The following is a 23,433-nucleotide window of genomic DNA, read 5'->3' on the forward strand; positions in this document are numbered from 1 at the left end:
CCATGGCTCTGGCCGCGGACGGATCGGATCAGGCACGGCGGCACCGCCCCGGCCTGCGCACGCGACTGGCCCGCATCGCCGCCAGCCCCGGGTTTCAACGCTGGGCCGCCGGTTTCCCCTTTGCCCGCCGCATCGCCCGGAAAGAGGGCGAGGCGCTGTTCGACCTGGTGCAGGGCTTTGTCGCCAGCCAGGTCCTGTTCGCCGTGGTCGAATTGCGCCTGTTGCACCGCCTGGTGGACGGTCCGTTGACGGTTGGACAGCTGGCGCAGGGCACCGGCATTACGCCCGACCGCATGGCGCGGCTGGCGCAGGCCGCTGCGGCGCTGGGCCTGTTCCGCCGGTCCGGCGAAGGCTATGGCATCACCCGCAAGGGCGCGGCGCTGCTGGGAGTCCCCGGGCTGGAGCAGATGATCCGGCATCACGACGTGCTGTATCGCGACCTGTCCGATCCCGTCGCCTTCCTGCGCGGCGAGGTGCAGACCGAGCTGGCCGATTTCTGGCCCTACGTCTTTGGCGCGGGCGGGGCGTCCGACCCGCAGGTGACGGCGACCTATTCCGACCTGATGGCGCAAAGCCAGGGGCTGGTGGCGCAGGACACGCTGCGCGCGGTCTCGCTGAAAGATGTGTCACACCTGGTTGACATAGGCGGCGGCTCTGGCGCCTTTGCCGAGGCGGCGGCGCTGTCCGCGCCGGATCTGCGTGTGACTCTGTTCGATCTGCCGCCGGTGATGGAGGCCGCCGGCAGGCGGCTGGAGACGTCACCCGCGCGCGGTCGCATCGCCCTGCATCCGGGCTCGTTCCGCGACGATCCGCTGCCCGAAGGGGCTGATGCGATGGCGCTGATCCGGGTGCTCTATGACCACCAGGACGACACGGTTCGGACACTGTTTCGCCGTGTCAGAGACGCTTTGCCCCCGGGTGGGCGACTGGTCGTGTCAGAGCCCATGTCGGGCGGTTCCCGGCCCGAACCGGCGGGCGATGTCTATTTCGCCTTCTACTGTATGGCGATGCGCACCGGCACCGTGCGCAGCCAGGCGCGGATCGCCGCCTTGCTGGTCGAGGCGGGCTTTGAGCAGATCGACTGCCCGCGCAGCGCCCGGCCCTTTGTCACATCCGTGGTTACGGCGCGCCGTGGGCCGGAATGATCGGCAAATGAATGTCCATTTTAGTTGACACCCTGTCGTGTAATCGTAAACTGACACACAGAATGTAACGCCGGATTGACGCCGCGGTGAGTCGCCGCGGCGGGTCCGGCCCGGATCGAGGAGGGGCTCTCATCATGGAAACAACGGCCGTTCTCCTGAATGGACCCAGGGATCTGATCGTGGCCAATCTTGGCCTGACCGATCCCGGCCCGCGCGATCTGGTCGTCGAGATTCGCCATTCCGGCATCTCGACCGGCACCGAAAAGCTGTTCTGGTCCGGCCAGATGCCGCCCTTCCCAGGCATGGGGTATCCGCTCGTTCCTGGATACGAGGCCGCGGGAGAGGTGGTCGATGCCGGGTCGGAGTCGGGTTTTGCCGTTGGCGACCAAGTTTTTGTGCCCGGTGCGAACTGTTACGACGGCGCGTTCGGACTGTTCGGCGGGGCCGCAGCACGGGTCGTTACCGACGCTGCGCGCGTCACCCGGATCGACCGGGGCCATGGTGCGCAGGGCGCGTTGCTGGCGCTGGCCGCCACGGCGCGCCACGCGATGGCGGGCCTCGACAAGGCCGTGCCCGACCTGATCGTCGGTCATGGCGTCCTGGGTCGCCTGCTGGCGCGGCTGACCGTTGCCGCCGGTGCGCCTGCGCCGACCGTCTGGGAAATCGATGCCAGCCGCGCGAGCGGCGCGATGGGCTACGAGGTGATGCACCCCGAGGCCGACACGCGCCGCGACTACCGCGCGATCTACGACGCCTCGGGCAATGGCGGTCTGCTGAACGACTTGGTCGGCCGTATCGCCAAGGGCGGCGAGATCGTGCTGGCCGGGTTCTACACCCAGCCGCTGCAATTCGCCTTTCCGCCTGCCTTCATGAAGGAGGCGCGGTTCCGCGTCGCCGCCGAATGGGACCGCAGCGACCTCGCCGCCACGCGCGCGCTGGTCGAGAACGGGGCGCTGAGCCTCGACGGTCTGATTACCCACCAGGCCAGCGCCGAGGATGCGCCGGACGCCTATACGACGGCGTTCGAGGACCCCTCCTGCCTGAAAATGATCCTCAACTGGGAGCAAGCCGCATGAAAGACGAAGTGCCGAACCTCAAGGGCTACGACCAGCGTCTGCGCGACGAGGCTGCCGAGGACATGGAAATCCCCGTCACCGAGCCGACGAAGAAGACGCAGATCATCGCCATCTACGGCAAGGGCGGCATCGGCAAGTCCTTCACGCTGGCCAATCTCAGCCACATGATGGCCGAGCAGGGCAAGCGCGTGCTGCTGATCGGCTGCGATCCGAAATCCGACACGACAAGCCTGCTGTTCGGCGGCAAGGCCTGCCCGACGATCATCGAAACCTCGACCAAGAAGAAGCTGGCCGGGGAAGAGGTGAAGATCGGCGACGTCTGCTTCAAGCGGGGCGGCGTGTTCGCGATGGAGCTGGGCGGCCCCGAGGTCGGCCGCGGCTGCGGTGGGCGCGGCATCATCCACGGCTTCGAGCTGCTGGAAAAGTTGGGTTTCCACGACTGGGACTTCGATTTCGTCCTGCTCGACTTTCTGGGCGACGTGGTCTGTGGCGGCTTCGGCCTGCCGATCGCGCGGGACATGGCGCAAAAGGTGATCCTGGTCGCCTCCAACGACCTGCAATCGCTGTATGTGGCAAACAACGTCTGCTCGGCGGTTGAGTACTTCCGCAAGCTGGGCGGCAATGTCGGCGTCGCCGGGCTGGTGATCAACAAGGATGACGGCTCGGGCGAGGCGCAGGCCTTTGCCGAGGCGGTCAGCATCCCGGTTCTCGCCTCGATCCCGCAGGACGACGACCTGCGCAAGAAATCCGCGAATTACCAGATCGTCGGCACCGATGCCTCGCCCTGGGGCGCGCTGTTCGCCGATCTGGGGCTCAACGTCTCCGAAGCGCCGCCGATCCGGCCGAGGCCGCTGGACCAAGACGGTCTGCTGGCCCTGTTCGACGGGTCGGCGACCGGTGCCGGGGTGGTGCTGGAGCCTGCGACGGACATCGACATGCGCGGCAAGAACGCGGTGCCGAAGGCCTCGCTTGAAGTGGTCTACGACGACGCCTGACGGTTGGCGCCGGGGCTCTGCCCCGGACCCCGGAGTTTATTCTGCAAGATGAAGAGACAGACGTGAGCAACGAACAGACATACGACGAGACGGCAGAGGTCGAGGTGATCCGCGGCGAGACCCGGACCGAGACCTGTGACGCACCGGCCGGGGTCGACGGGCTTGGCTGTCATTCCGGGTCCGAGATGGAAAAGGCCGCCCGCATGGCCGGCAATTCCGAACTGCTCGACCGCTACGCCGCCGACTATCCCACGGGCCCGCACGACCAGCCGCAAAGCATGTGCCCGGCTTTCGGGTCGTTGCGCGTGGGGCTGCGGATGAAACGGGTGGGCACGATCCTGTCGGGATCGGCCTGCTGCGTTTACGGCCTGACCTTTGTCAGCCATTTCTACGGCGCACGGCGGTCTGTCGGTTACGTTCCGTTCAACTCCGAGACGCTGGTGACAGGCAAGCTTTTCGAAGACATCCGCGAGGCGGTGCACCAGATGGCCGATCCGGATCGCTATGACGCGATCGTTGTGACCAACTTGTGCGTGCCGACCGCCTCGGGTGTGCCGCTGCGCCTGCTGCCGGACGAGATCGACGGCGTGCGGATCGTCGGCATCGACGTGCCCGGTTTCGGTGTGCCGACCCATGCCGAGGCCAAGGACATCCTGGCGGGTGCGATGCTGAACTATGCCCGCAAGGAAGTGGCGGCGGGTCCGGTGCAGGCGCCCGATGGTGGCAAGGCTGACCGGCCGACCGTGACGCTGCTGGGCGAGATGTTCCCCGCCGATCCTATGATGATCGGCGCGATGCTGGCGCCGATGGGCCTGGCCGCAGGGCCTGTGGTGCCGTGCCGCGAGTGGCGCGAACTGTATGCCGCGCTGGACAGCGACGTGGTGGCGGCAATCCATCCATTCTACACAGCCAGCATCCGCGAGTTCCAGGCGGCGGGCCGCACGGTGATCGGCAGCGCTCCGGTGGGCCGCGATGGCACCGTCGATTGGCTGCGCGCGGTGGGCCGCGCCTATGGCATTCCCGATGCGCGGATCTCGGCGGCCGAGAATGCCTTTGCCGGGGCGATCGCCGGGGCGCTGGCGGCGAACCCGATCAAGGGTGTCATCACCCTGTCCGGCTACGAGGGCAGCGAATTGCTGGTGGCGCGCCTGCTGGTCGAGAGCGGCGCGGACGTCCGTTATGTCGGCACCGCCTGCCCGCGCACGATCTGGTCGGAACCCGACCGCGACTGGCTTGAATCGCGCGGCATCAAGGTGACCTATCGTGCCAGTCTGGAACAGGACTTGGCCGCGATGGAAGGCGTGCGCCCCGACCTCGCCATCGGCACGACTCCGGTCGTGCAGAAGGCCAAGGAACTGGGCATCCCGGCGCTCTATTACACCAACCTGATCTCGGCCCGCCCGTTGATGGGTCCGGCCGGTGCCGGCAGCCTCGCTGAGGTGGTGAACGCCGCCATGGCTGGCAAGGCGCGGATGGACACGATGAAGGGTTTCTTCGCCGGTGTCGGCGAAGGCGACACTGCCGGAATCTGGGAAGGGTCGCCGAACCTGCGCCCCGATTTCCGCGCCCAGCATCAGAAGAAACTGGACAAGCAGCGGCGCGCCGCCGAAGCGGAAAGGATGATCTGATGCTTATTCAGGATCATGACCGCGCGGGTGGATACTGGGGCGCTGTCTATGCCTTTACGGCGGTGAAGGGTTTGCAGGTGGTGATCGACGGCCCGGTGGGCTGTGAGAACCTGCCGGTGACATCCGTGCTGCACTACACCGATGCACTGCCACCACATGAACTCCCCATCGTGGTCACGGGCCTCGGTGAGGAGGAGCTGGGTCGGGAGGGGACCGAAGGCGCGATGAAGCGCGCCTGGGGTGTGCTCGACCCGGCTCTACCTTCTGTCGTCGTGACGGGTTCCATCGCCGAGATGATCGGCGGGGGCGTGACGCCGATGGGCACCAACATCCAGCGCTTCCTGCCGCGCACCATCGACGAGGACCAGTGGGAAAGCGCGGATCGCGCGATGACCTGGATCTTCACCGAGTTCGGCATGACCAAGGGCCGGATGCCGCCCGAGAAGCCGCGCGAGGAAGGGGCAAAGCCCCGCGTCAACATCCTCGGGCCGATGTATGGCACGTTCAACATGCCGTCGGACCTGCACGAGATCCGTCGCCTGGCAGAGGGGATCGGCGCCGAGGTCAACATGGTCATGCCGCTGGGCGCGCACCTGGCCGAGATGCGCAACCTGGTGAATGCCGACGTCAACATCGTGATGTATCGCGAGTTCGGCCGCGGCCTGGCCGAGGTTCTGGGCAAGCCCTATCTCCAGGCGCCGATGGGCGTGGACAGCACGACGCGGTTCCTGCGCAAGCTGGGCGAGATGCTGGGCCTTGACCCCGAGCCGTTCATCGAGCGGGAAAAGCATTCGACGCTCAAGCCGGTCTGGGACCTGTGGCGCAGCGTGACGCAGGATTTCTTTGCCACCGCCAGTTTCGGTATTGTCGCGAACGAGACCTATGCCCGCGGCGTGCGCAACTACCTGGAAACCGACCTGGGCCTGCCTTGCGCCTTTGCCGTGGCGCGCTGCGCCGGCACAAAGACGGATAACGACCGCGTCCGCGCCATGGTGCACGACAAGCGGCCGCTGATCCTGATGGGGTCGATCAACGAAAAGATGTACCTGGCCGAGACGCGCGCCGGCCACGGGCCGCAGCCGCATTTCATTCCGGCCGGCTTTCCCGGCGCCGCGATCCGGCGCCATACCGGCACGCCCTTCATGGGCTATGCCGGCGCAACATACATGCTGCAAGAGGTCTGCAACGGGCTGTTCGACGCGCTGTTCCACATTCTGCCGCTGGGCGCGCAGATGGATGCGGGCGACGCGACGCTGACGCCGCTGCGCCGCGACTTCCCGTGGGACACCGATGCCCAGGCCGAGCTGGACAGGATCGTGTCCCAGCATCCGGTGCTGACCCGGATTTCCGCAGCCAAGCAATTGCGCGACGCCGCCGAGGCGGCCGCGCTGAAAGATGGGGCCGAGCGTGTCGTGCTCGAGACCGTTCAGGCCCTGAACCGTTCAAAAGGAGGATGACCGATGGCCGATTTCACATCGAATGTACCGCGCCACAGGGGGCACCACGTCAAGCGTGGAACCGAATTCCTTGTCTACTTCAGCATCATCTTCGTGCTGGCGATCCCCTTCGCCGCCGTGGGCTGGGTGCTGGACGTGTTCCAGAAGCAGACGCTGATGCTGCACGGGCCGCTGGCCCGGGCCTGGGCCGAAGCTGACCGGATCACGCCGCTGATCTTCTCCGCCTGACCTCTCCGCCGTGGCCGGGGTGGGCCACGCGAGACGACAGACGGGGAGCAAGAGCTGATCGTTGCCCGGAAGGGCGGCGGACAGATCCCGTGTGACCACGGGAAACCCGGCCGCAGGGTGTGCGGCGTCGGTCCTTAACATTCCGGAGGAAAGTTCATGGCTGATAATTCCGACCTGTCCTTCACGGGTCTCACAGACGAGCAGGCGCAAGAACTGCATTCCGTCTACATGAGCGGCCTTTGGCTGTTCTCGGCGGTTGCCGTGGTCGCACACCTGGCGACCTTCATCTGGCGTCCGTGGTTCTGAGGGAGCACTGAAAAATGGCAAAGTTCTACAAGATCTGGCTGGTTTTCGACCCGCGCCGCGTGTTCGTGGCCCAGGGCGTCTTCCTGTTCCTTCTGGCTGCGATGATCCACATGGTGGTGCTGTCCAACGGCATCAACTGGTTCGAAACGGCAGCCGCAGCCGGCATGTAAGCCGGCCCGCGCGATAGCTGCGGGCGGCCCGTCATGGGTTGCCCGCAGCATACGGACAAGAAAATGACGGCCCCTCGAAATCGAGGACGCGCCGCCAAACGCGGAGAGAGAGAAGATGGCGCTGCTCAGCTTCGAGAAGAAATATCGCGTCCGCGGAGGGACGCTGATCGGCGGCGATCTGTTCGACTTCTGGGTGGGGCCATTCTATGTCGGCTTCTTCGGGGTCACGACCGCCTTTTTCGCCCTGCTCGGGACGATCCTCATTCTTTGGGGCGCCGCGCATCAGGGCACATTCAACCCCTGGCTCATCAACATCGCGCCGCCCGACCTGAGTTACGGTCTGGGCATGGCACCCCTGATGGAAGGTGGGCTCTGGCAGATCATCACGATCTGCGCGACCGGCGCCTTCATCAGTTGGGCGCTGCGAGAGGTCGAGATCTGCCGCAAGCTGGGCATGGGATATCACGTCCCCTTCGCCTTCAGCTTTGCGATCCTCGCCTATGTCACGCTGGTCATCTTCCGGCCCCTTCTGATGGGTGCCTGGGGGCATGGTTTTCCCTACGGCATCTTCAGCCACCTCGATTGGGTCAGCAACACCGGCTACGCCTACCTGCACTTCCACTACAACCCGGCACACATGATCGCCGTGTCCCTGTTCTTTGCCACCACGCTGGCGCTTGCGCTGCATGGCGGCCTGATCCTGTCCGCCGCCAACCCCGAAAAGGGCGAGGAGATGAAGACCCCGGATCACGAGGACACGTTCTTCCGCGATTTCATCGGCTACTCGGTGGGCACGCTGGGCATCCACCGCGTCGGTTTCCTGCTGGCGATCAACGCCGTCTTCTTCAGCGCCGTCTGTATCATCATCTCCGGCCCCGTCTGGACCAAGGGCTGGCCCGAGTGGTGGAACTGGTGGCTCGAGCTCCCCATCTGGGGCTCCAACGTGGGGCTGTGACCAATGCTGTATCCTGAATATCAAAACATCTTCACGCAGGTCCAGGTCCAGGGCAATCCCGAATGGGGAATGGAGACCGAGACCGCCCGTCAGGAACGGGGCACCTGGGCCCGGTTCTCTGTCCTGGTCGGTTGGCTGGGCAACGCACAGTTGGGTCCCGTCTACCTGGGCTGGACCGGCATCGTCTCGATCCTGACCGGGATCCTGGCGCTGAACATCATCGGTCTGAACATGCTGGCCCAGGTCGACTGGTCGATCCCGGAATTCATCCGCCAGCTGTTCTGGCTGGCGCTGGAGCCGCCGTCGCCCGAATACGGCCTGCGCTTCCCGCCGCTCTATGATGGCGGCTGGTACATCATTGCCAGCTTCTTCCTGCTGGTCTCGGTGATGAGCTGGTGGGCGCGGACCTACCTGCTGGCGATGGAACACAAGATGGGCAAGCACGTCTTCTGGGCGTTCGGCTCGGCCATCTGGCTGTTCCTGGTGCTGGGCCTGTTCCGTCCCATCCTGATGGGATCGTGGTCCGAGGCGGTGCCCTACGGCATCTTCCCGCACCTCGACTGGACCACCGCCTTCTCGATCCGCTACGGCAACCTCTATTACAACCCGTTCCACGCGCTTTCGATCGTGTTCCTCTACGGCTCCGTGCTGCTGTTTGCGATGCATGGCGCGACGATCCTGGCCGTCACCCGCTATGGCGGCGACCGCGAACTGGAACAGATCGTGGATCGTGGCACCGCATCCGAACGCGCCGCCCTGTTCTGGCGCTGGACGATGGGCTTCAACGCCACGATGGAGGGGATTCACCGCTGGGCCTGGTGGTTCGCCGTGCTCACGCCGATCACCGGTGGCATCGGGATCCTGCTGACGGGCACCGTGGTCGACAACTGGTTCATCTGGGCGCAGGAGCATCGTTTCGCTCCGATGTATGACGGCAGCTACGGCTACGAGGCATACGGCTCCTACGATGCCTTCATCGGCAAGGGAGAGTGACCATGCTACCCAAGTGGTTCAATGACTGGAACAGCAAGAACCCGGTCGACATCTACAAGCCCGCGATCCTCGTGGGCACGCTCGGGGGGGCCCTGTTCGTTCTCATCGCCCTGATGACGTTCGGCCAGCCCTACGAGACCAAGTCGATGCAGACCGGCCCGCGCGGCACGGGGATGTCCGTCCCCGAGTTCGTGGCCCAGGTGGAAACGCCCGATCCGACGATCGACGCCTACTACACCGAAGAACCCTATGTTCCCGCCGGCGGAGAGCCGCTGGCCAAGGACATCTACCAGAACGTCCAGGTGCTGGGCGATCTGACCGAGGACAACTTCAACCGTGTCATGAACGCCATGACCAACTGGGTTGCCCCCGATCAGGGCTGTGCCTATTGCCACGGCGACGTGGATATCGCGGAATACGGCAACGACGACCTCTATACCAAGGTCGTTGCCCGCAAGATGATCCAGATGACCCAGGCGATCAACGACGGCTGGGGCGGGCACGTGAACGCGAATGCCGAGGTGGGGGTGAACTGCTTTACCTGCCACCGTGGTCAGAACGTGCCGTCGGACATCTGGTTCAAGCTGGGTTCTGTCCATGCCCGTGCGGCGGAAGGTTGGAGCGCCAACCAGAACCGCGTCACGGTCCAGTCGCAGTTCACCTCGCTGCCCTCCGACGCGCTGGAGACCTATCTGCTGGATTACGGCGTGATCGGTGTCCACAGCCTCGAGGCGCATGTGGACGAAAAGCCCTACCAGGACGGTGTCCGCACCTGGCAGGATACGGAACGCACCTACAGCCTGATGAACTACGTGTCCAACAGCCTCGGTGTGAACTGCAACTTCTGCCACAACAGCCGGGCCTTCTACGATGTAGAGCAGGTGACCCCGCAATGGGGGACCGAGCAACTGGGCATCGGCATGGTGCAGGAGATCAACAACGAATGGCTCGTGCCGCTCGAGGGTGTCTATCCGCCCGAACGGCTAGGCCCGGTCTTTGCCGACGCTCCCAAGGCCGCGTGCAAGACCTGCCACAAGGGCTATCAGCAGCCGTTGCAGGGCATGAACATGGTCGCCGACTGGCCTGAACTGGCCGCGCCTGGCGCCCCTGTCTACGAGGCTCCGGCCTCCAACTGATCCGGTGGGGCGGGTTTGTCGCCCGCCCCACCGCACGGAATCCGGTTCCGGATCTTCCCATCACGGCACCGGATGTCGGGGCATAGCCCCGGTTCCCTTCCTGTTGGCTACAGGAGACTGGCGTCACGGCCATCGGCACCCCCCGCGTGACCGTGGCGCCAATTCGCCTCTCACTTCGATGGAGGATACCACATGACCCGCCCGAACACACCCGTTCTCGACCGCGTCGCTGGCCCGCAGGACCTGCGGCGCATGGACGACCGGACGCTGACCCAACTGGCCGACGAGGTCCGGGCCGAGGTGATCTCGGCCGTGTCGGAAACCGGCGGTCACCTGGGGTCGTCGCTGGGCGTCGTGGAACTGGCCGTGGCGATCCACGCGGTGTTCAACACCCCGATGGACAAGCTGGTCTGGGACGTCGGCCACCAGTGCTATCCGCACAAGATCCTTACCGGGCGGCGCGACCGCATCCGCACCCTGCGGCAGCGCAACGGCCTGTCCGGTTTCACCAAGCGGTCCGAGTCCGAATACGATCCGTTCGGCGCCGCGCATAGCTCCACCTCGATTTCCGCCGCCTTGGGCTTTGCCGTCGGGCGCGACATGGGCCGGCCCACCGGAGACTCCATCGCCGTGATCGGCGACGGCAGCATCAGCGCGGGCATGGCCTATGAGGCGATGAACAACGCGGGCCATGAAAAGCGCCGGCTGTTCGTGATCCTGAACGACAACGAGATGAGCATCGCTCCCCCGGTGGGCGCCATGTCGTCCTACCTGTCGCGACTTTACGCCAACGAGCCGCTGGCCAAGATGCGCAGTCTGGCCGAAGGCTTCGAGGCCGCCTTGCCTGCGCCGATGCGCGACCACGCCAAGCGCGCCCGCCAGCTTGTTACCGGCGCTATGCAAGGGTCCGGCACGCTGTTCGAGGAGCTTGGTTTTGAATACATCGGCCCGATCGACGGCCATGACATGGGCCAGCTTCTGCCCGTCCTGCGCGCCGCGCGGGCACGGGCGACGGGGCCGGTCCTGATCCATGTCTGCACGGTCAAGGGCAAGGGTTATGCCCCGGCCGAAGGGTCCGCCGACCGTGGGCATGGGGTGGCGAAATTCGATCCCGTCACGGGCCAGCAGGCGAAATCCCGGCCGAATGCGCCCAGCTACACATCCGTCTTCGGCAACGCGCTGACCGACGAGGCATCGCGCGATCCCAACATCGTCGCCGTCACCGCCGCCATGCCCAACGGCACCGGCGTCGACATCATGGGCAAGCGGTTCCCGGCGCGGGTCTTCGACGTGGGCATCGCGGAACAGCACGGCGTGACCTTTGCCGCCGGGATGGCCGCCAGCGGGCTGAAGCCCTTCTGCGCGATCTACTCGACCTTCCTGCAGCGCGGTTATGACCAGGTGGTGCATGACGTGGCGCTCCAGGGCCTGCCGGTGCGCTTTGCCATCGACCGGGCGGGGCTGGTGGGGGCCGATGGCGCGACCCATGCGGGGGCCTTCGACGTGGCCTACCTGGCGAACCTGCCGGGATTTACCGTGATGGCCGCCGCCGACGAGGCGGAACTGGTGCACATGGTGGCGACCGCCGCCGCGCATGATGCCGGTCCCATCGCCTTCCGCTATCCGCGGGGCAACGGCACGGGCGTTCTGATGCCGGAACGGGGCGAGGTGTTGCAGATCGGCAAGGGGCGCGTGTTGCAGGAGGGGACCGACGTCGCCTTTCTGTCCTTCGGCGCGCATCTGGACGAGGTGCAGGCGGCGGCGCGAATGCTGGAGGGCGAGGGCGTTTCGGTGACCATCGCCGACGCCCGGTTCGCCAAGCCGCTGGACATGGACCTGATCCGCCGCCTCGCGCGCGAGCACAAGGCCCTGATCACGGTAGAGCAGGGCGCGCAGGGCGGATTCGGCGCGATGGTGCTGCATGCGCTGGCGGCCGAGGGCGCGTTTGACCGGGGCCTGGCGATCCGCACGATGACGCTGCCCGACCGCTTCATCGACCAGGCCAGCCCGGACGAGATGTATGCCGATGCGGGTCTGAGCCGGCTGGACATCCTGCGGGTGGCGAACCAGGCGCTGGGCCGCGATACAAAGATCGTCAGCCTGAACCGGGCTTGAACCGGCCCTCTGCGGTCAGGCCTGCTGGTGCACCGCGCCGACCTCGGCGCGGATGATCCGGGCGATCAGCGCGCAATCGTCCAGGGTGAAGGTCAGGGGCAGGCGCATGTCGACGATGCCGCGCAGGATGCGGTCGGTGGCGGGCATCCGCTCAGACGGGGCGTAGCGCCAGGAATCGTAGCGCGAGGTAAAACCCTTGGGCTCGGCCCCGCCGAACCATTTCAGTTCCACGCCCCGCGCCGCGCAACGGTCGATCACCGCCTGCACCTTGTCCGTCGCCCAGTCGAGCAGCAGGAATTGCAGCGACGAACCGACAAAGCGGCCGCGCGGATCGCGGTCGATCACGGTCAGTCCGGGCGTGCCGCGCAGGCCGTCCTCGACCACCGCATAGCGTTCGTTCCAGCGTCCCACCTGGGTGTCCAGCGCTGCAAGCTGCGGGCGAAGGATCGCGGCGCGCAGGTTGTCCATCCGGCCCGAGACGTTCGGCGTGTCGTATTTCACGCTCTCGAAAACCTCGGGCGGCGGCGCCGCAAGATGGCGCTCATAGAGCATGTAGGAGCCCGACAGCATCACCGCCCTCGCCGCGATCTCGTCATCGTCGGTGACGAGGAAACCGCCCTCGCCCGAATTCACGTGCTTGTAGGTCTGCATCGAATAGCAGCCCACCGCGCCATGCCGCCCCGAGGGCACGCCGTTCCAGCTGGCACCCATCGTATGCGCGCAATCCTCGATCACGGTGATGCCGGCGGCGTCACAGATCGCCATCAGGCGGTCCATGTCGGCAAGGTGCCCGCGCATGTGGCTGAGCATCAGCACGCGGGCACGGCCGGTCTTGGCCGCGAGGTCGTCGAGGTCGATCACAAGCCTTTCGGTCACGCCGACATAGACCGGCACCGCGCCGACGCTGGCGATGGCCCCCGGCACCGGGGCCAGGGTAAAGGCATTGGTCAGAACCGTGTCACCGGGTTTCACGCCCACGGCGCGCAGCGCGCAGCCCAGCGCATAGCCGCCCGAGGCCACGGCCAGCGCGTATCGCGCGCCGGTCACGGCGGCGAATTCCTGCTCCATCAGCGCGGCCTCGGCGGTCTCGCCCGGTGCGGTGTTGTAGCGATGCAGTCGCCCCGACCGCATGATGCGGATCGCTGCCTCGATCCCCGCCTCGGGGATCGGTTCCTGCTGGGTGAAGCTGCCTGTGAACCGTTCCGTCATGCGCATCGGAGTGCCACGCGTTCCGCCGCCGGTCAATCTGGCGACGACCCGCGCCGCGACTTGTGAAGCCGGGCTTTGGAAAAGCCGAAACTCGCGCCCCGCCTAGTGCGGCAGCAGGCGCGCCACTTCAGCGGGCAATTCGTCGAAATGATCGATGACGCCCTCGGGCTCGAGATCGCGCACGGCCTGCCCCGGCGGGGCGAAGGTGACAAGGATCGACGGCACGCGGGCGGCGCGGGCGGTTTCCCGGTCCGTGTCGCTGTCGCCCACCAGCAGCGAGGCCTCGCGTCGGCCGCCTGCCCGGTCCACGGCGGCCCAGTAGGGCGCGACATCGGGCTTGCGGGTGGGCAGCGTGTCGGCCCCCACCAGCGAGGCGAACAGGTCGCGCACGCCGAGTTCGCGCAGGAGTTGCTCGGCCAGGGCCTCGGGCTTGTTCGTGCAGATGCCCACCGCGTATCCCCCGTCCCGCAGCGCCTGCACCGTCTCGGCGGCCCTGGGATACAGCGTGGTGTGCCTCGCGATGGCGCCGCCATAGGCGTCCAGCAACTCGGGATACCAGCGATCCACCACTGCAGGGTCAAAGGCGCCGGCGCGGGTCAGACCCTCGGTCAGCATGCGCCGCCCGCCGCGCAGCGCGACGCCGGCATCGGCCAGCGGGTCCAGCCGCACCGCCTGTCCCATCGCGGCAAAGCAATGGTTCGCCGCGGCGATCAGGTCGCCGCTGGTATCGGCCAGCGTCCCGTCAAGATCGAAGATCACGCAGCGCATGGCCGCCCCCTTTTCCGTCGCATCCCTGTCACCCCGCCCGCATAGCCCTTGTCACATCCCGCAATCAAGCGTGAGGCGCGGCCCCTTGTTCCCGTGCCTTGGCAGGATAAAAGGGGCGCGACACAAGAGAAACGGACCGAGGCGATGAGCACAAGCCTGATCATTCTGGCCGCGGGCAAGGGCACGCGGATGCAATCGGACCTGCCCAAGGTCCTGCACCGCATCGCGCATGCGCCGATGCTGTGGCACGCCATGCGCGCGGGCCTGGCGCTGGAGCCCGAATGCACCGTGGTCGTGGCCGGGCACGAGGCTGAACAAGTCGAGGCCGCGGCGCGCGATTTCGATCCCGAGGTGATGATCGTCCGGCAGGAGAGCCAACTGGGCACCGCCCATGCGGTGGCGCAGGCCCGTCCGGCGCTGGAGGGTTTTGCGGGGGATGCCATCGTTCTTTACGGCGACACGCCCTTCATCTCCGAGGAAACGCTGGCCGCGATGGCCGAGGCGCGCCGCGACCATGACGTGGTCGTGCTGGGTTTCGAGGCTGCCGATCCGGGGCGCTATGGACGCCTTGTCACCGAGGGCGACAGCCTGCTGCGGATCGTCGAATACAAGGACGCGACCGAGGAAGAGCGCACAATCACGCTGTGCAATTCCGGCGTCGTCGCGGCCGACGCGCAGACACTGTTCGGTCTGATCGACGCGGTGGGCAACGACAATGCGGCGCAGGAATTCTACCTGACGGACATCGTCGGCATCGCCCGGGCGCGCGGGTTGTCGGCCACGGTGGTGCGCTGTGCCGAGGCCGAGACGATGGGCGTGAACTCGCGCGCCGACCTGGCCGCGGCCGAGGCTGCGTTCCAGTCGATGGCGCGGACCCGCGCGTTGGAGGATGGCGTGGCGCTGCAAGCGCCCGACACGGTGTTCTTCGCCTGGGACACGGCCATCGGCCGCGAGTCCGAGGTCGAGCCGAACGTGATCTTCGGCCCCGGCGTGACGGTCGAGTCCGGTGCCCGCATCCGCGCCTTTTCGCATCTCGAGGGCTGCCACGTCAGTCGTGGCGCCATCGTCGGCCCTTTCGCCCGGCTGCGCCCCGGCGCGGAACTGGCCGAGAACGTGCATGTGGGCAACTTCGTCGAGGTCAAGAACGCGCTGCTGCATGAGGGCGTCAAGGCCAACCACCTGACGTATCTCGGCGATGCCGAGATCGGCGCGCGCACGAATATCGGTGCAGGCACCATCACCTGCAATTATGACGGCGTGTTCAAGCATCGCACGGTGATCGGGCGGGACGCCTTCATCGGCTCTGACACGATGCTGGTCGCGCCGGTCACCGTGGGCGACCGCGCAATGACGGCCTCGGGCTCGGTCATCACCGAGGACATCCCCGCCGACGCGCTGGCCGTTGCGCGCGCCCGCCAGGAGACCAAGCTGGGGCTGGCCGCGAAACTGATGCAGATGCTGAAGGCCCGGAAGGCCAAGCTTTCGAAAGGATGACTTGATGTGCGGTATTGTGGGGATCCTGGGACAGCACGAGGTCGCGCCCTCGCTGGTCGAGGCGCTGCGGCGGCTGGAGTATCGCGGCTATGACAGCGCCGGCATCGCCACCGTGAACAACGGGCGGCTGGACCGTCGTCGCGCAGTGGGCAAGCTGGTGAACCTGAGCGACCTGCTGGTGCACAACCCGTTGGCGGGCAAGTCGGGCATAGGTCACACCCGCTGGGCCACCCATGGCGCGCCCACCGAGGTGAACGCCCATCCGCATCGCTCTGGCCCCGTGGCGGTGGTGCACAACGGGATCATCGAGAATTACAAGGCACTGCGCGCCGAACTGGCCGGTGCCGGGATCGAACCCGAAACCGAAACGGACACCGAGACGGTCGCCCTGCTGGCGCGCCATTATCTCGGCCAGGGTCTTGCCCCGGTGCAGGCCGCCATGGCCACGGTGGACCGGCTGGAGGGCGCCTTTGCCCTGGTCTTCCTGTTCGATGGCGAAAGCGACCTGATGGTGGCGGCGCGCAAGGGCAGCCCTTTGGCCATCGGCTGGGGCGCCGACGAGATGTTCGTGGGCTCGGACGCGATCGCGCTGGCGCCGCTGACCGGGCAGATCACCTACCTGGAGGAAGGCGACCGCGCAGTCATTACCCGCAAAGGCGCGGTGATCTATGACGAGAGCGGCACCGAGGTCATGCGCGAGGTGACATCGGTCCAGATGGACGCGGCGCGCGTCGACAAGGCCGGCCACAAGCATTTCATGGCCAAGGAGATCGCCGAACAGCCGGTGGTTCTGGCCAATGCGTTGTCGGCCTACCTGTCGGGCGACTCGCTGATTCTGCCGGAGCCAGGCCTCGATTTCACCAAGGTCGAGCGGCTGGTCATGGTTGCCTGCGGCACCGCCTATTACGCCTGCCTGACCGCGAAATACTGGTTCGAGCGGCTGGCCCGCCTGCCCGTCGAAGTCGATATCGCCAGCGAGTTCCGCTATCGAGAGCCGCCGGTGACCAAGGGCACCGTGGCGCTGTTCGTCAGCCAGTCGGGCGAGACGGCGGATACGCTGGCGGCGCTGCGCTATTGCGCGGGCAAGGCGGATACTATCGTGTCGGTGGTCAATGTCGAGACATCCTCCATCGCGCGGGAAAGCGACCTGGCCCTGCCGATCCATGCCGGGGTCGAGATCGGTGTCGCCTCGACCAAAGCGTTTACCTGCCAGCTGAACGTGCTGTTCCTGCTGGCGCTGGAGGCGGCGCGGGTGCGCGGCACGCTGGATGCGCACGAGATCGCCCAGCTGATCGGATCGCTGCGGGCGATGCCGGGCCTGTTCAACGCGGCACTGGCGGTGGACCCGGCGCTGGACCAGGCCGCGCGCAAGATCGCGCCGGCACGCGACGTGCTGTTCCTGGGCCGCGGTTACATGTATCCACTGGCCTTGGAAGGCGCGCTGAAGCTGAAGGAAATCAGCTATATCCACGCCGAGGCCTATGCCTCTGGAGAGCTCAAGCACGGGCCGATCGCGCTGATCGACAAGGATGTGCCGGTGGTGGTCTTTGCGCCCAAGGATTCGCTGTTCGACAAGACCGTGTCGAACATGCAGGAGGTCATGGCGCGCGGCGGCAAAGTCGTCCTTGTGACGGATGCGGCGGGCGCGGCCTCGGCGGGGGCAGACGCTTGGCAGACGGTGGTGCTGCCGACGGTGGACGAACGTCTCGCGCCCCTGCTCTACGCGTTGCCGGCACAGCTGATCGCCTATCACGCCGCAGTCGCAAAGGGCACGGACGTGGACCAGCCGCGCAACCTGGCGAAATCGGTGACGGTGGAATAGGCGGCCGGGGCGCGAGGCGGTTTCCGCCCCGTCGGCCTGCGGCCTCAACCCCGTGGTGTTTTCAAACCGGAGAAAGGGCGGGACGATGGCGTTGACCGTGTCCGAAGCGCTGGATCGTTTGCAGTCCGAGGCCGATGCGGCGCGGGCCGCGGGCGCGGCCGCCTATCACAAGGCGGAACGCGTCTACTTGGGCGTGCCGAACCCGGTCCTGAACGATCTGTCTGCGGAATGGCGGGGCTTTCCGGTGGACGATCGGGTGGACCTGGCCGACGCACTTTGGCGCACCGACATCCACGAGGCGCGGATCCTGGCGGCCAAGCTGCTGACCCAGGCCCGCATCCGGGATGATTCGGCGACCTGGGAACTGATCCGGTCCTGGGTGCCGCAATTCGATGCCTGGGCGATCGCCGATCACGCCTGTTCTGCGGGTGGGCGGCGGCTGGTCGCGGACCCGTCGCGGCTGGATTTCGTCGAGGACTGGACGCAGTCGGATCACCTCTGGACGAAGCGCGCGGCGCTGGTGATGACCCTGCCCTGGACAAAGCAGAATTTTCCGTCCGAAGCGGAGCAGGCGGCGCGCGAACGCATCCTTGGCTGGGCGGCTTGCTATGTCGACGATCCGCGCTGGTTCATCCAGAAGGCGGTTGCCTGGTGGCTGCGCGACCTGTCGAAACACGATCCTGATCGCGTGCGCGCCTTTCTTGACGCGCATGGCGACCGGATGAAGCCCTTTGCCCGAAAGGAAGCGGCGAAATACCTTCAGGGCAGCCGGTAGACCTGCACCGTCGGCAGGTCGGTGAGGGGCGCCCCGATCAGGCGCATCGCCGCCAGGGACAGGCGGCTGCCGCCGTCGATCGGGATGAGATCGACCTGGGCCGATTCGCCGGTGGCCGGATAGACCACCCTGCCCTTGGCCGGGGCCGAGACCAGCGCGGTTTCGAGCCAGAAGCCCGGCCGCGCCACGTCACCAAGGGAAACGACGGTTTCGCCCAGCGACTGCTCCGTTGCGGCCGCAGGCGCGCTGGCCGCGGCGGCGCGCTGTTCGGCCGTGGTGGTGTCGAACTGTTCCTGTGTCCTTGCATTGGCGGGCGGCGTCGGCGCGGACAGGGCCGCGGGTCTGGCCAGCGGCCTGGTCTGCTCGTCGGATACCGTGTCTCCGGGCCGGGCCGGCGCCTTCAGCACGGCACAGGCGCCCAGCAGCAGAACGAGACAGAGGAATGGTACGTTTTTCATGCCGCCATCCTAAGCGGCCCGCGCGAAGCATACAATCGCGCACCGAGGCTTGCCCCACGGCGCAGGCGGGGCTAGTGTCTCGGCCATGACAACGCCGCTCATAGACCCGTTCCTGCGCCCGATCTCCTATCTGCGCGTCTCGGTCACCGACCGATGCGATTTCCGCTGCGTCTACTGCATGTCGGAAAACATGACCTTCCTGCCAAAGAAGGAATTGCTGACGCTGGAGGAACTGGACCGCCTGTGTTCCACCTTCATACGAATGGGCGTGGAAAAGCTGCGGATCACCGGCGGCGAGCCACTGGTGCGGCGCGACATCCTGACCTTCTTCCGCCAGATGGGCCGGCATCTCGAGGCGGGCGCGCTCAAGGAATTGACGCTGACCACCAATGGATCGCAGCTGGAACGCTTTGCGGGCGATCTGTTCGACGCCGGGGTGCGGCGGGTGAACGTGTCGATGGATACGCTGGACGAGAAGAAATTCGCCGACATCACGCGCTGGGGCCGGTTGCCGCAGGTGCTGAAGGGGATCGACGCGGCGCAGGCGGCGGGCCTGCGGGTCAAGATCAACGCCGTAGCATTGAAGGGATTCAACGAGGACGAGCTGTTCCGCATGACGGAATGGTGCGCCGAGCGCGACATGGACCTGACCTGGATCGAGGTCATGCCGATGGGCGACATCGGCAACGAGGACCGGCTGGACCAGTACTGGAAGCTGTCCGACCTGCGCGCGCGCCTGGCGCAGAATTATACCCTGACCGACCTGGCCGAGCGCACCGGCGGGCCCGCGCGTTACGTGCGGATCGAGGAGACTGGGCAGAAGATCGGCTTCATCACGCCGCTTACGCATAACTTCTGCGAAAGCTGCAATCGTGTGCGCCTGACCTGCACGGGCGATCTGTTCATGTGCCTCGGGCAGGAGGATAATGCGGATCTGCGCGCGCCCCTGCGGAACCACCCCAACAGCGATGCACCGCTGGAGGAGGCAATCCGCGCCGCCATCACGCGCAAGCCCAAGGGCCACGATTTCGACTATTCCCGCCAGACGGTGGACGGGCGCGTCTCGCGCCACATGAGCCACACAGGCGGCTGAACGGGATGGGGGCTCTGCCCCCCGTCGCCTTCGGCGACTGCCCCCAGGTATTGCGGGTCCAAGGAAGCCTTAGCCGTCTACCTGGCTTTGACCGCGTTGCGCGAACCGGATCCTGCGGAACAGGCCAAGGCGCCGATGGCCGCGCTTTCCGTCAGTCCGGCCGGCTGATCCGGCCGCCACCCACGGGGGCTGCCACCCCGGTCGTTCCGGGGGCCGACGTAGGCAGCCCGCGCGCCACACGCACCGCGAGAAAGGCAAAGGCCTGCGCCTCGAGCATGTCGCCGTCTAGCCCCACCGCCTCGACCGGTTCCACCGGGCAATCCAGACCGGCTCGAAGCATCCGCATGAGAACCGGGTTGTGTCGCCCGCCGCCGGTGACCAGAAGGCGATCGACCTGCTGGGGGCAATGCTCCATCCCCTGCATGACCGCCGCCGCGGCCATCGCGGTCATGGTCGCAGCCGCGTCCGCATCGTTCAACTCGCGCACCAGGTCGAGCATCAGGGCGAAATCGTCGCGGTCGAGCGACTTGGGGGGCATGCGGCGGAAATAGGGCTCTGCCAGGAAGAGTTCGAGCGCGCCATCCTCGACCTTGCCTTTGCGGGCAAGGGCGCCGTCGCGATCGCAGTCAAGGCCGAGACGTTCCTGCATCAGGTCGTTCAGGGGTGCATTGGCGGGGCCCGTGTCGAAGGCCAGCAACGCGCCCGACGCCTCGGGCCGGTCGGCGCGCGGGTCGACACAGGTGAGGTTGCCCACACCGCCGAGGTTCAGGAAAGCCACGGGGCGGTCCGCGCCCATCCAGCGGGCGCAAGCCCAGTGAAAGAAGGGCGCGAGCGGCGCACCCTCGCCGCCCAGGGCCACGTCGGCGCTGCGGAAATCCCAGACGACGGGCAGGCCCAGGGCCTCGGCCAGCGCCGCGCCGTCACCCAACTGGTGCGTGCCGCGTCCCCTGGGGTCGTGCGCCAGCGTCTGGCCGTGAAAGCCCACGATCTCGGCGCCACTTACGCGGGACAGCGCCTGCACATGGCTATCCAGCACGACGCGCGCGGCCTCGTCCAGGACATCGCCCTGCCACTTGCCCAGCGCTGCGCGCAGAACCTTACGTTCCGCGTCGGAATAGGGCCGGTAGGCGCATTCACCGAAGCCGAGGATCGTCTCGCCATCGGTGTGCAGCATCGCCACGTCCACACCATCGAGCGAGGTGCCCGACATGGCCCCCAGCGCCCAGACCGGCCCAATGATCTTGCCCTTCACCTTTGGTCCGTCCCCGCCTATAGCTTGCGCCGCGTTTATACCGAGGTGAGCCCATGACCTACCATCCCAAATCGGACTTCATGCGCGTCATGATGGAGCGCGGCTTTCTTGCCGACTGCACTGATTACCAGGGTCTCGACGAGGCGCTGAGCAAGGGTGTGGTGCCGGGCTATATCGGCTTCGACGCCACGGCGAAGTCGCTGCATGTTGGATCCCTGATCCAGATCATGATGCTGCGCTGGTTGCAGAAGACCGGACACAAGCCGATCACGCTGATGGGCGGCGGCACGACCAAGGTGGGCGATCCGTCGTTCCGGGCGGATGAACGCCCGCTGCTGACGCCGGCGCAGATCGACGACAACATCGACGGGATCAAGCAGGTCTTTGCGAAATACGTCAGCTATGGCGACGGGCCGACCGACGCGCTCATGCTGAACAATGCGGAATGGCTGGACGGGCTGAACTATCTCGATTTCCTGCGCGATATCGGCCGGCATTTCAGCGTGAACCGGATGCTGTCCTTCGAGTCGGTGAAATCGCGCCTCGACCGCGAGCAGTCGCTGTCCTTCCTCGAATTCAACTACATGATCCTCCAGGCCTATGACTTTCTCGAGCTGAACCGCCGCTATGGCTGCCTGTTGCAGATGGGCGGCTCGGACCAGTGGGGCAACATCGTCAACGGTATCGACCTTACGCGGCGGGTGCTGGATGCCGAGATCTTTGGGCTGACCTCGCCGCTGCTGACGACGAGCGACGGCAAGAAGATGGGCAAGAGCGCCGATGGCGCGGTGTGGCTGAATGCCGAGATGCGCAGCCCTTACGAGTTCTGGCAGTTCTGGCGCAACACGACCGATGCCGATGTGGGCCGCTTCCTGAAGCTGTACACCGAGATGCCACTGGACGAATGCGACCGGCTGGGCGCGCTGGCGGGGTCCGAGATCAACGAGGCCAAGATCGTGCTGGCCAACGCGGTGACGACGCTGTGCCACGGAGTCGAGGCGGCTACAGCGGCCGAGGCCACGGCCCGCGAGGTCTTCGAGAAGGGCGGCGTGGGCGATGACCTGCCGACGCTGGAACTGACCGCGGCGGAACTGGCCGAGGGCATGTCCATCGTGCAGGTGATCGTCCGGTCGGGCCTGGCCAAGTCCGGCAAGGAGGCCAAGCGCCTGATCGCCGAGAACGGTGCGCGGATCGACGACGCGCCGCTGACCGATGCCGGGATGATGCTCGACGCGGCCGCGCTGGCCAGCCCGATCAAGCTGTCCGCGGGCAAGAAGCGGCACGCGCTGGTGAAACTGGCGGAATAGGTCGCGCGACGCAGGGTCAGAGCAACAGGTCGAGCAGGGCAAGCAGCGCGAAAGGCGCCGACAAGATCAGCGCCACCAGCAGGGCGGCGGCACGGGTCGGGCGGGGTCTGGGGGCGTGGCCTTGCGTCATGCCTGTCGTTTACCATCCCGCAACTTTCCGCATGGTTAATGGCGGGCATGCGCGATGCCGTTCCCTTGCCCCAATCCCCGGAATTCGCCGCGGCGATGCGGCTGATGGGCCGCCCTGTGCGGATCGAGACCCTCGGCACTGGCGGTGACGCGATCCGCTGGCAGGTTCTGTCGCGGCGTCTGAGGCCTCTGGGCCAGGTCGACCTGATTTCGCGCGGGCCCTTGCTGCGGGATGTGCCTTTGGCGAATTGGCTGGATCAGGCGCGGCGCGCCGGGCCGCTGATTCTGAATGCCGATGGAGCAGATCCGCAGATACTGCGGGCGGCGGGGTTCTGGCCGCTGGTGACGCCCGTCAGCCTGGCGCTGTTGCCGCTGGGCGACGCAGGGGTGATGCGGGCGGCGCTGCGCCAGAAATGGCGCAACCGGCTCAACCGGGCCGAGGCGCAGGGCCTTCGCGTGGTGCGTCGCGGGCTGATGCCAGACGACTGGCTCCTGTCGGCAGAGGCGGCGCAGGCGCGCACGCGCGGCTATCGCGCCTTGCCTGCCGTGCTGTCTTTGGCCTTTGCGCAGGCCAATCCGGGCAAGGCGGTGGTTCACGAAGTCACGCATCGCGGCGCGCCTGTGGCGGCGGTACTGGTGCTGCGGCATGGCGGGATGGCGACCTGGCAGACCGGCCATGTCACCGAAGCAGGCAAGCGTCTGGGCGCGATGAACCTCGCGCTGTGGCAGGCGATATGCCACGCGGCCGAAGCGGGGCACGGCGTGCTCGACCTTGGGCCGGTGAACAGCGACGATGCGCCGGGTCTTGCGCATTTCAAGCTGGGCACGGGCGCCCGCATCCACCGGTTGTCCGGGACGTGGCTGTATCACCGGGCGCTGGCGCCGCTGGCAGGACGCCTGCCGTCCTGCCTGGCAGCCTGAG

At 66.6% G+C, this 23,433-nt stretch carries 22 protein-coding genes; 18 read left to right on the forward strand and 4 right to left on the reverse strand.

All coding sequences use genetic code 11. The features are described 5' to 3' along the window. Positions 1–2: 2 nt before the first annotated feature. The 12 genes from KB874_RS05555 (at position 3) to dxs (ending at position 12,204) form a co-directional block, all read left to right on the forward strand. Complete coding sequence (locus KB874_RS05555) at positions 3–1,145, forward strand: methyltransferase (protein ID WP_212535564.1); 1,143 nt, start codon at positions 3–5, stop codon at positions 1,143–1,145. 134 nt (positions 1,146–1,279) lie between these two features. Further along, positions 1,280–2,221, forward strand: coding sequence for a chlorophyll synthesis pathway protein BchC (bchC, locus tag KB874_RS05560; protein ID WP_212535565.1), 942 nt, complete (start codon positions 1,280–1,282; stop codon positions 2,219–2,221). Next, positions 2,218–3,216: a chlorophyllide a reductase iron protein subunit X gene (locus KB874_RS05565; protein WP_212535566.1), complete on the forward strand. Its 999-nt coding sequence runs from the start codon at positions 2,218–2,220 to the stop codon at positions 3,214–3,216. Before bchC ends, KB874_RS05565 begins: the two co-directional genes overlap by 4 nt. A gap of 62 nt (positions 3,217–3,278) precedes the next feature. Further along, entirely contained in the window at positions 3,279–4,844 is a 1,566-nt protein-coding gene (gene bchY, locus KB874_RS05570; RefSeq protein WP_212535567.1) for a chlorophyllide a reductase subunit Y, read from the forward strand. After that, complete coding sequence (gene bchZ, locus KB874_RS05575; RefSeq protein WP_212535568.1) at positions 4,844–6,301, forward strand: chlorophyllide a reductase subunit Z; 1,458 nt, start codon at positions 4,844–4,846, stop codon at positions 6,299–6,301. The genes bchY and bchZ overlap by 1 nt, the downstream gene beginning before the upstream one ends. Positions 6,302–6,304: 3 nt before the next feature. Then, positions 6,305–6,529 (forward strand): cytochrome PufQ, encoded by a 225-nt coding sequence (gene pufQ / locus KB874_RS05580; RefSeq protein ID WP_212535569.1) that lies wholly within the window; start codon positions 6,305–6,307, stop codon positions 6,527–6,529. 156 nt (positions 6,530–6,685) lie between these two features. After that, positions 6,686–6,835, forward strand: a complete 150-nt coding sequence (gene pufB, locus KB874_RS05585; RefSeq protein ID WP_114509227.1) for a light-harvesting antenna LH1, beta subunit — start codon at positions 6,686–6,688, stop codon at positions 6,833–6,835. Positions 6,836–6,849: 14 nt separating this feature from the next. Further along, positions 6,850–7,005, forward strand: a complete 156-nt coding sequence (gene pufA / locus KB874_RS05590; protein WP_212535570.1) for a light-harvesting antenna LH1, alpha subunit — start codon at positions 6,850–6,852, stop codon at positions 7,003–7,005. A 115-nt stretch (positions 7,006–7,120) separates the two neighbouring features. Further along, a complete protein-coding gene (pufL, locus tag KB874_RS05595) occupies positions 7,121–7,960 on the forward strand; it encodes a photosynthetic reaction center subunit L (RefSeq protein WP_212535571.1) in 840 nt (279 codons plus the stop codon). A 3-nt stretch (positions 7,961–7,963) separates the two neighbouring features. Further along, positions 7,964–8,953 (forward strand): photosynthetic reaction center subunit M, encoded by a 990-nt coding sequence (gene pufM / locus KB874_RS05600; protein WP_212535572.1) that lies wholly within the window; start codon positions 7,964–7,966, stop codon positions 8,951–8,953. A gap of 2 nt (positions 8,954–8,955) precedes the next feature. Then, positions 8,956–10,089 (forward strand): photosynthetic reaction center cytochrome PufC, encoded by a 1,134-nt coding sequence (gene pufC, locus KB874_RS05605; RefSeq protein WP_212535573.1) that lies wholly within the window; start codon positions 8,956–8,958, stop codon positions 10,087–10,089. Positions 10,090–10,281: 192 nt separating this feature from the next. After that, positions 10,282–12,204: a 1-deoxy-D-xylulose-5-phosphate synthase gene (gene dxs, locus KB874_RS05610; protein WP_212535574.1), complete on the forward strand. Its 1,923-nt coding sequence runs from the start codon at positions 10,282–10,284 to the stop codon at positions 12,202–12,204. A gap of 15 nt (positions 12,205–12,219) precedes the next feature. On the opposite strand, the gene KB874_RS05615 is transcribed toward dxs, so the two are convergent. Together KB874_RS05615 and KB874_RS05620 are read right to left on the reverse strand one after the other, a co-directional pair. Continuing rightward, positions 12,220–13,413: a DegT/DnrJ/EryC1/StrS family aminotransferase gene (locus KB874_RS05615; protein ID WP_212535575.1), complete on the reverse strand. Its 1,194-nt coding sequence runs from the start codon at positions 13,411–13,413 to the stop codon at positions 12,220–12,222. 102 nt (positions 13,414–13,515) lie between these two features. After that, entirely contained in the window at positions 13,516–14,181 is a 666-nt protein-coding gene (locus tag KB874_RS05620; RefSeq protein WP_212535576.1) for an HAD-IA family hydrolase, read from the reverse strand. A 144-nt stretch (positions 14,182–14,325) separates the two neighbouring features. Here KB874_RS05620 and glmU point away from each other — a divergent pair, with 144 nt between their 5' ends. From glmU to KB874_RS05635, 3 genes are all read left to right on the forward strand, one after another. Further along, on the forward strand, positions 14,326–15,675 hold the full coding sequence (glmU, locus tag KB874_RS05625) for a bifunctional UDP-N-acetylglucosamine diphosphorylase/glucosamine-1-phosphate N-acetyltransferase GlmU (protein ID WP_212535577.1): 1,350 nt from the start codon (positions 14,326–14,328) through the stop codon (positions 15,673–15,675). Positions 15,676–15,679: 4 nt separating this feature from the next. Further along, positions 15,680–17,497 (forward strand): glutamine--fructose-6-phosphate transaminase (isomerizing), encoded by a 1,818-nt coding sequence (glmS, locus tag KB874_RS05630; RefSeq protein WP_212535578.1) that lies wholly within the window; start codon positions 15,680–15,682, stop codon positions 17,495–17,497. Positions 17,498–17,582: 85 nt separating this feature from the next. Further along, a complete protein-coding gene (locus tag KB874_RS05635; RefSeq protein WP_212535579.1) occupies positions 17,583–18,272 on the forward strand; it encodes a DNA alkylation repair protein in 690 nt (229 codons plus the stop codon). Here the strand turns inward: KB874_RS05635 and KB874_RS05640 are convergent. Then, positions 18,257–18,730, reverse strand: coding sequence for a hypothetical protein (locus tag KB874_RS05640; protein ID WP_212535580.1), 474 nt, complete (start codon positions 18,728–18,730; stop codon positions 18,257–18,259). The two genes, KB874_RS05635 and KB874_RS05640, sit on opposite strands and share 16 nt — an antisense overlap. Before the next feature lie 85 nt (positions 18,731–18,815). Here KB874_RS05640 and moaA point away from each other — a divergent pair, with 85 nt between their 5' ends. Beyond that, the gene (gene moaA, locus KB874_RS05645; protein WP_212535581.1) at positions 18,816–19,823 is read left to right on the forward strand and encodes a GTP 3',8-cyclase MoaA; all 1,008 of its coding nucleotides are present in this window, start codon (positions 18,816–18,818) and stop codon (positions 19,821–19,823) included. A 151-nt stretch (positions 19,824–19,974) separates the two neighbouring features. Here the strand turns inward: moaA and KB874_RS05650 are convergent, their stop codons facing one another. Next, positions 19,975–21,033 (reverse strand): anhydro-N-acetylmuramic acid kinase, encoded by a 1,059-nt coding sequence (locus tag KB874_RS05650; RefSeq protein ID WP_249200315.1) that lies wholly within the window; start codon positions 21,031–21,033, stop codon positions 19,975–19,977. A 95-nt stretch (positions 21,034–21,128) separates the two neighbouring features. Between KB874_RS05650 and tyrS the strand changes: the two genes are divergently transcribed. Together tyrS and KB874_RS05660 are read left to right on the forward strand one after the other, a co-directional pair. Then, positions 21,129–22,382, forward strand: coding sequence for a tyrosine--tRNA ligase (gene tyrS, locus KB874_RS05655; protein WP_212535582.1), 1,254 nt, complete (start codon positions 21,129–21,131; stop codon positions 22,380–22,382). A gap of 177 nt (positions 22,383–22,559) precedes the next feature. After that, complete coding sequence (locus tag KB874_RS05660) at positions 22,560–23,432, forward strand: GNAT family N-acetyltransferase (protein WP_212535583.1); 873 nt, start codon at positions 22,560–22,562, stop codon at positions 23,430–23,432. Position 23,433: the final 1 nt, after the last annotated feature.

Source organism: Thetidibacter halocola (assembly GCF_018224955.1).
GTDB lineage: Bacteria > Pseudomonadota > Alphaproteobacteria > Rhodobacterales > Rhodobacteraceae > Thetidibacter > Thetidibacter halocola.

Bases quoted from the DNA above. Each gene is read 5' to 3' on its own strand.
- KB874_RS05555 (WP_212535564.1), top strand. From the start codon at position 3: ATGGCTCTGGCCGCGGACGGATCGGATCAGGCACGGCGGCACCGCCCC.
- bchC (WP_212535565.1), top strand. From the start codon at position 1,280: ATGGAAACAACGGCCGTTCTCCTGAATGGACCCAGGGATCTGATCGTG.
- KB874_RS05565 (WP_212535566.1), top strand. From the start codon at position 2,218: ATGAAAGACGAAGTGCCGAACCTCAAGGGCTACGACCAGCGTCTGCGC.
- bchZ (WP_212535568.1), top strand. From the start codon at position 4,844: ATGCTTATTCAGGATCATGACCGCGCGGGTGGATACTGGGGCGCTGTC.
- pufQ (WP_212535569.1), top strand. From the start codon at position 6,305: ATGGCCGATTTCACATCGAATGTACCGCGCCACAGGGGGCACCACGTC.
- pufB (WP_114509227.1), top strand. From the start codon at position 6,686: ATGGCTGATAATTCCGACCTGTCCTTCACGGGTCTCACAGACGAGCAG.
- pufA (WP_212535570.1), top strand. From the start codon at position 6,850: ATGGCAAAGTTCTACAAGATCTGGCTGGTTTTCGACCCGCGCCGCGTG.
- pufL (WP_212535571.1), top strand. From the start codon at position 7,121: ATGGCGCTGCTCAGCTTCGAGAAGAAATATCGCGTCCGCGGAGGGACG.
- pufM (WP_212535572.1), top strand. From the start codon at position 7,964: ATGCTGTATCCTGAATATCAAAACATCTTCACGCAGGTCCAGGTCCAG.
- pufC (WP_212535573.1), top strand. From the start codon at position 8,956: ATGCTACCCAAGTGGTTCAATGACTGGAACAGCAAGAACCCGGTCGAC.
- dxs (WP_212535574.1), top strand. From the start codon at position 10,282: ATGACCCGCCCGAACACACCCGTTCTCGACCGCGTCGCTGGCCCGCAG.
- KB874_RS05615 (WP_212535575.1), bottom strand. From the start codon at position 13,413: ATGACGGAACGGTTCACAGGCAGCTTCACCCAGCAGGAACCGATCCCC.
- KB874_RS05620 (WP_212535576.1), bottom strand. From the start codon at position 14,181: ATGCGCTGCGTGATCTTCGATCTTGACGGGACGCTGGCCGATACCAGC.
- glmU (WP_212535577.1), top strand. From the start codon at position 14,326: ATGAGCACAAGCCTGATCATTCTGGCCGCGGGCAAGGGCACGCGGATG.
- glmS (WP_212535578.1), top strand. From the start codon at position 15,680: ATGTGCGGTATTGTGGGGATCCTGGGACAGCACGAGGTCGCGCCCTCG.
- KB874_RS05635 (WP_212535579.1), top strand. From the start codon at position 17,583: ATGGCGTTGACCGTGTCCGAAGCGCTGGATCGTTTGCAGTCCGAGGCC.
- KB874_RS05640 (WP_212535580.1), bottom strand. From the start codon at position 18,730: ATGAAAAACGTACCATTCCTCTGTCTCGTTCTGCTGCTGGGCGCCTGT.
- moaA (WP_212535581.1), top strand. From the start codon at position 18,816: ATGACAACGCCGCTCATAGACCCGTTCCTGCGCCCGATCTCCTATCTG.
- KB874_RS05650 (WP_249200315.1), bottom strand. From the start codon at position 21,033: ATGTCGGGCACCTCGCTCGATGGTGTGGACGTGGCGATGCTGCACACC.
- tyrS (WP_212535582.1), top strand. From the start codon at position 21,129: ATGACCTACCATCCCAAATCGGACTTCATGCGCGTCATGATGGAGCGC.
- KB874_RS05660 (WP_212535583.1), top strand. From the start codon at position 22,560: ATGCGCGATGCCGTTCCCTTGCCCCAATCCCCGGAATTCGCCGCGGCG.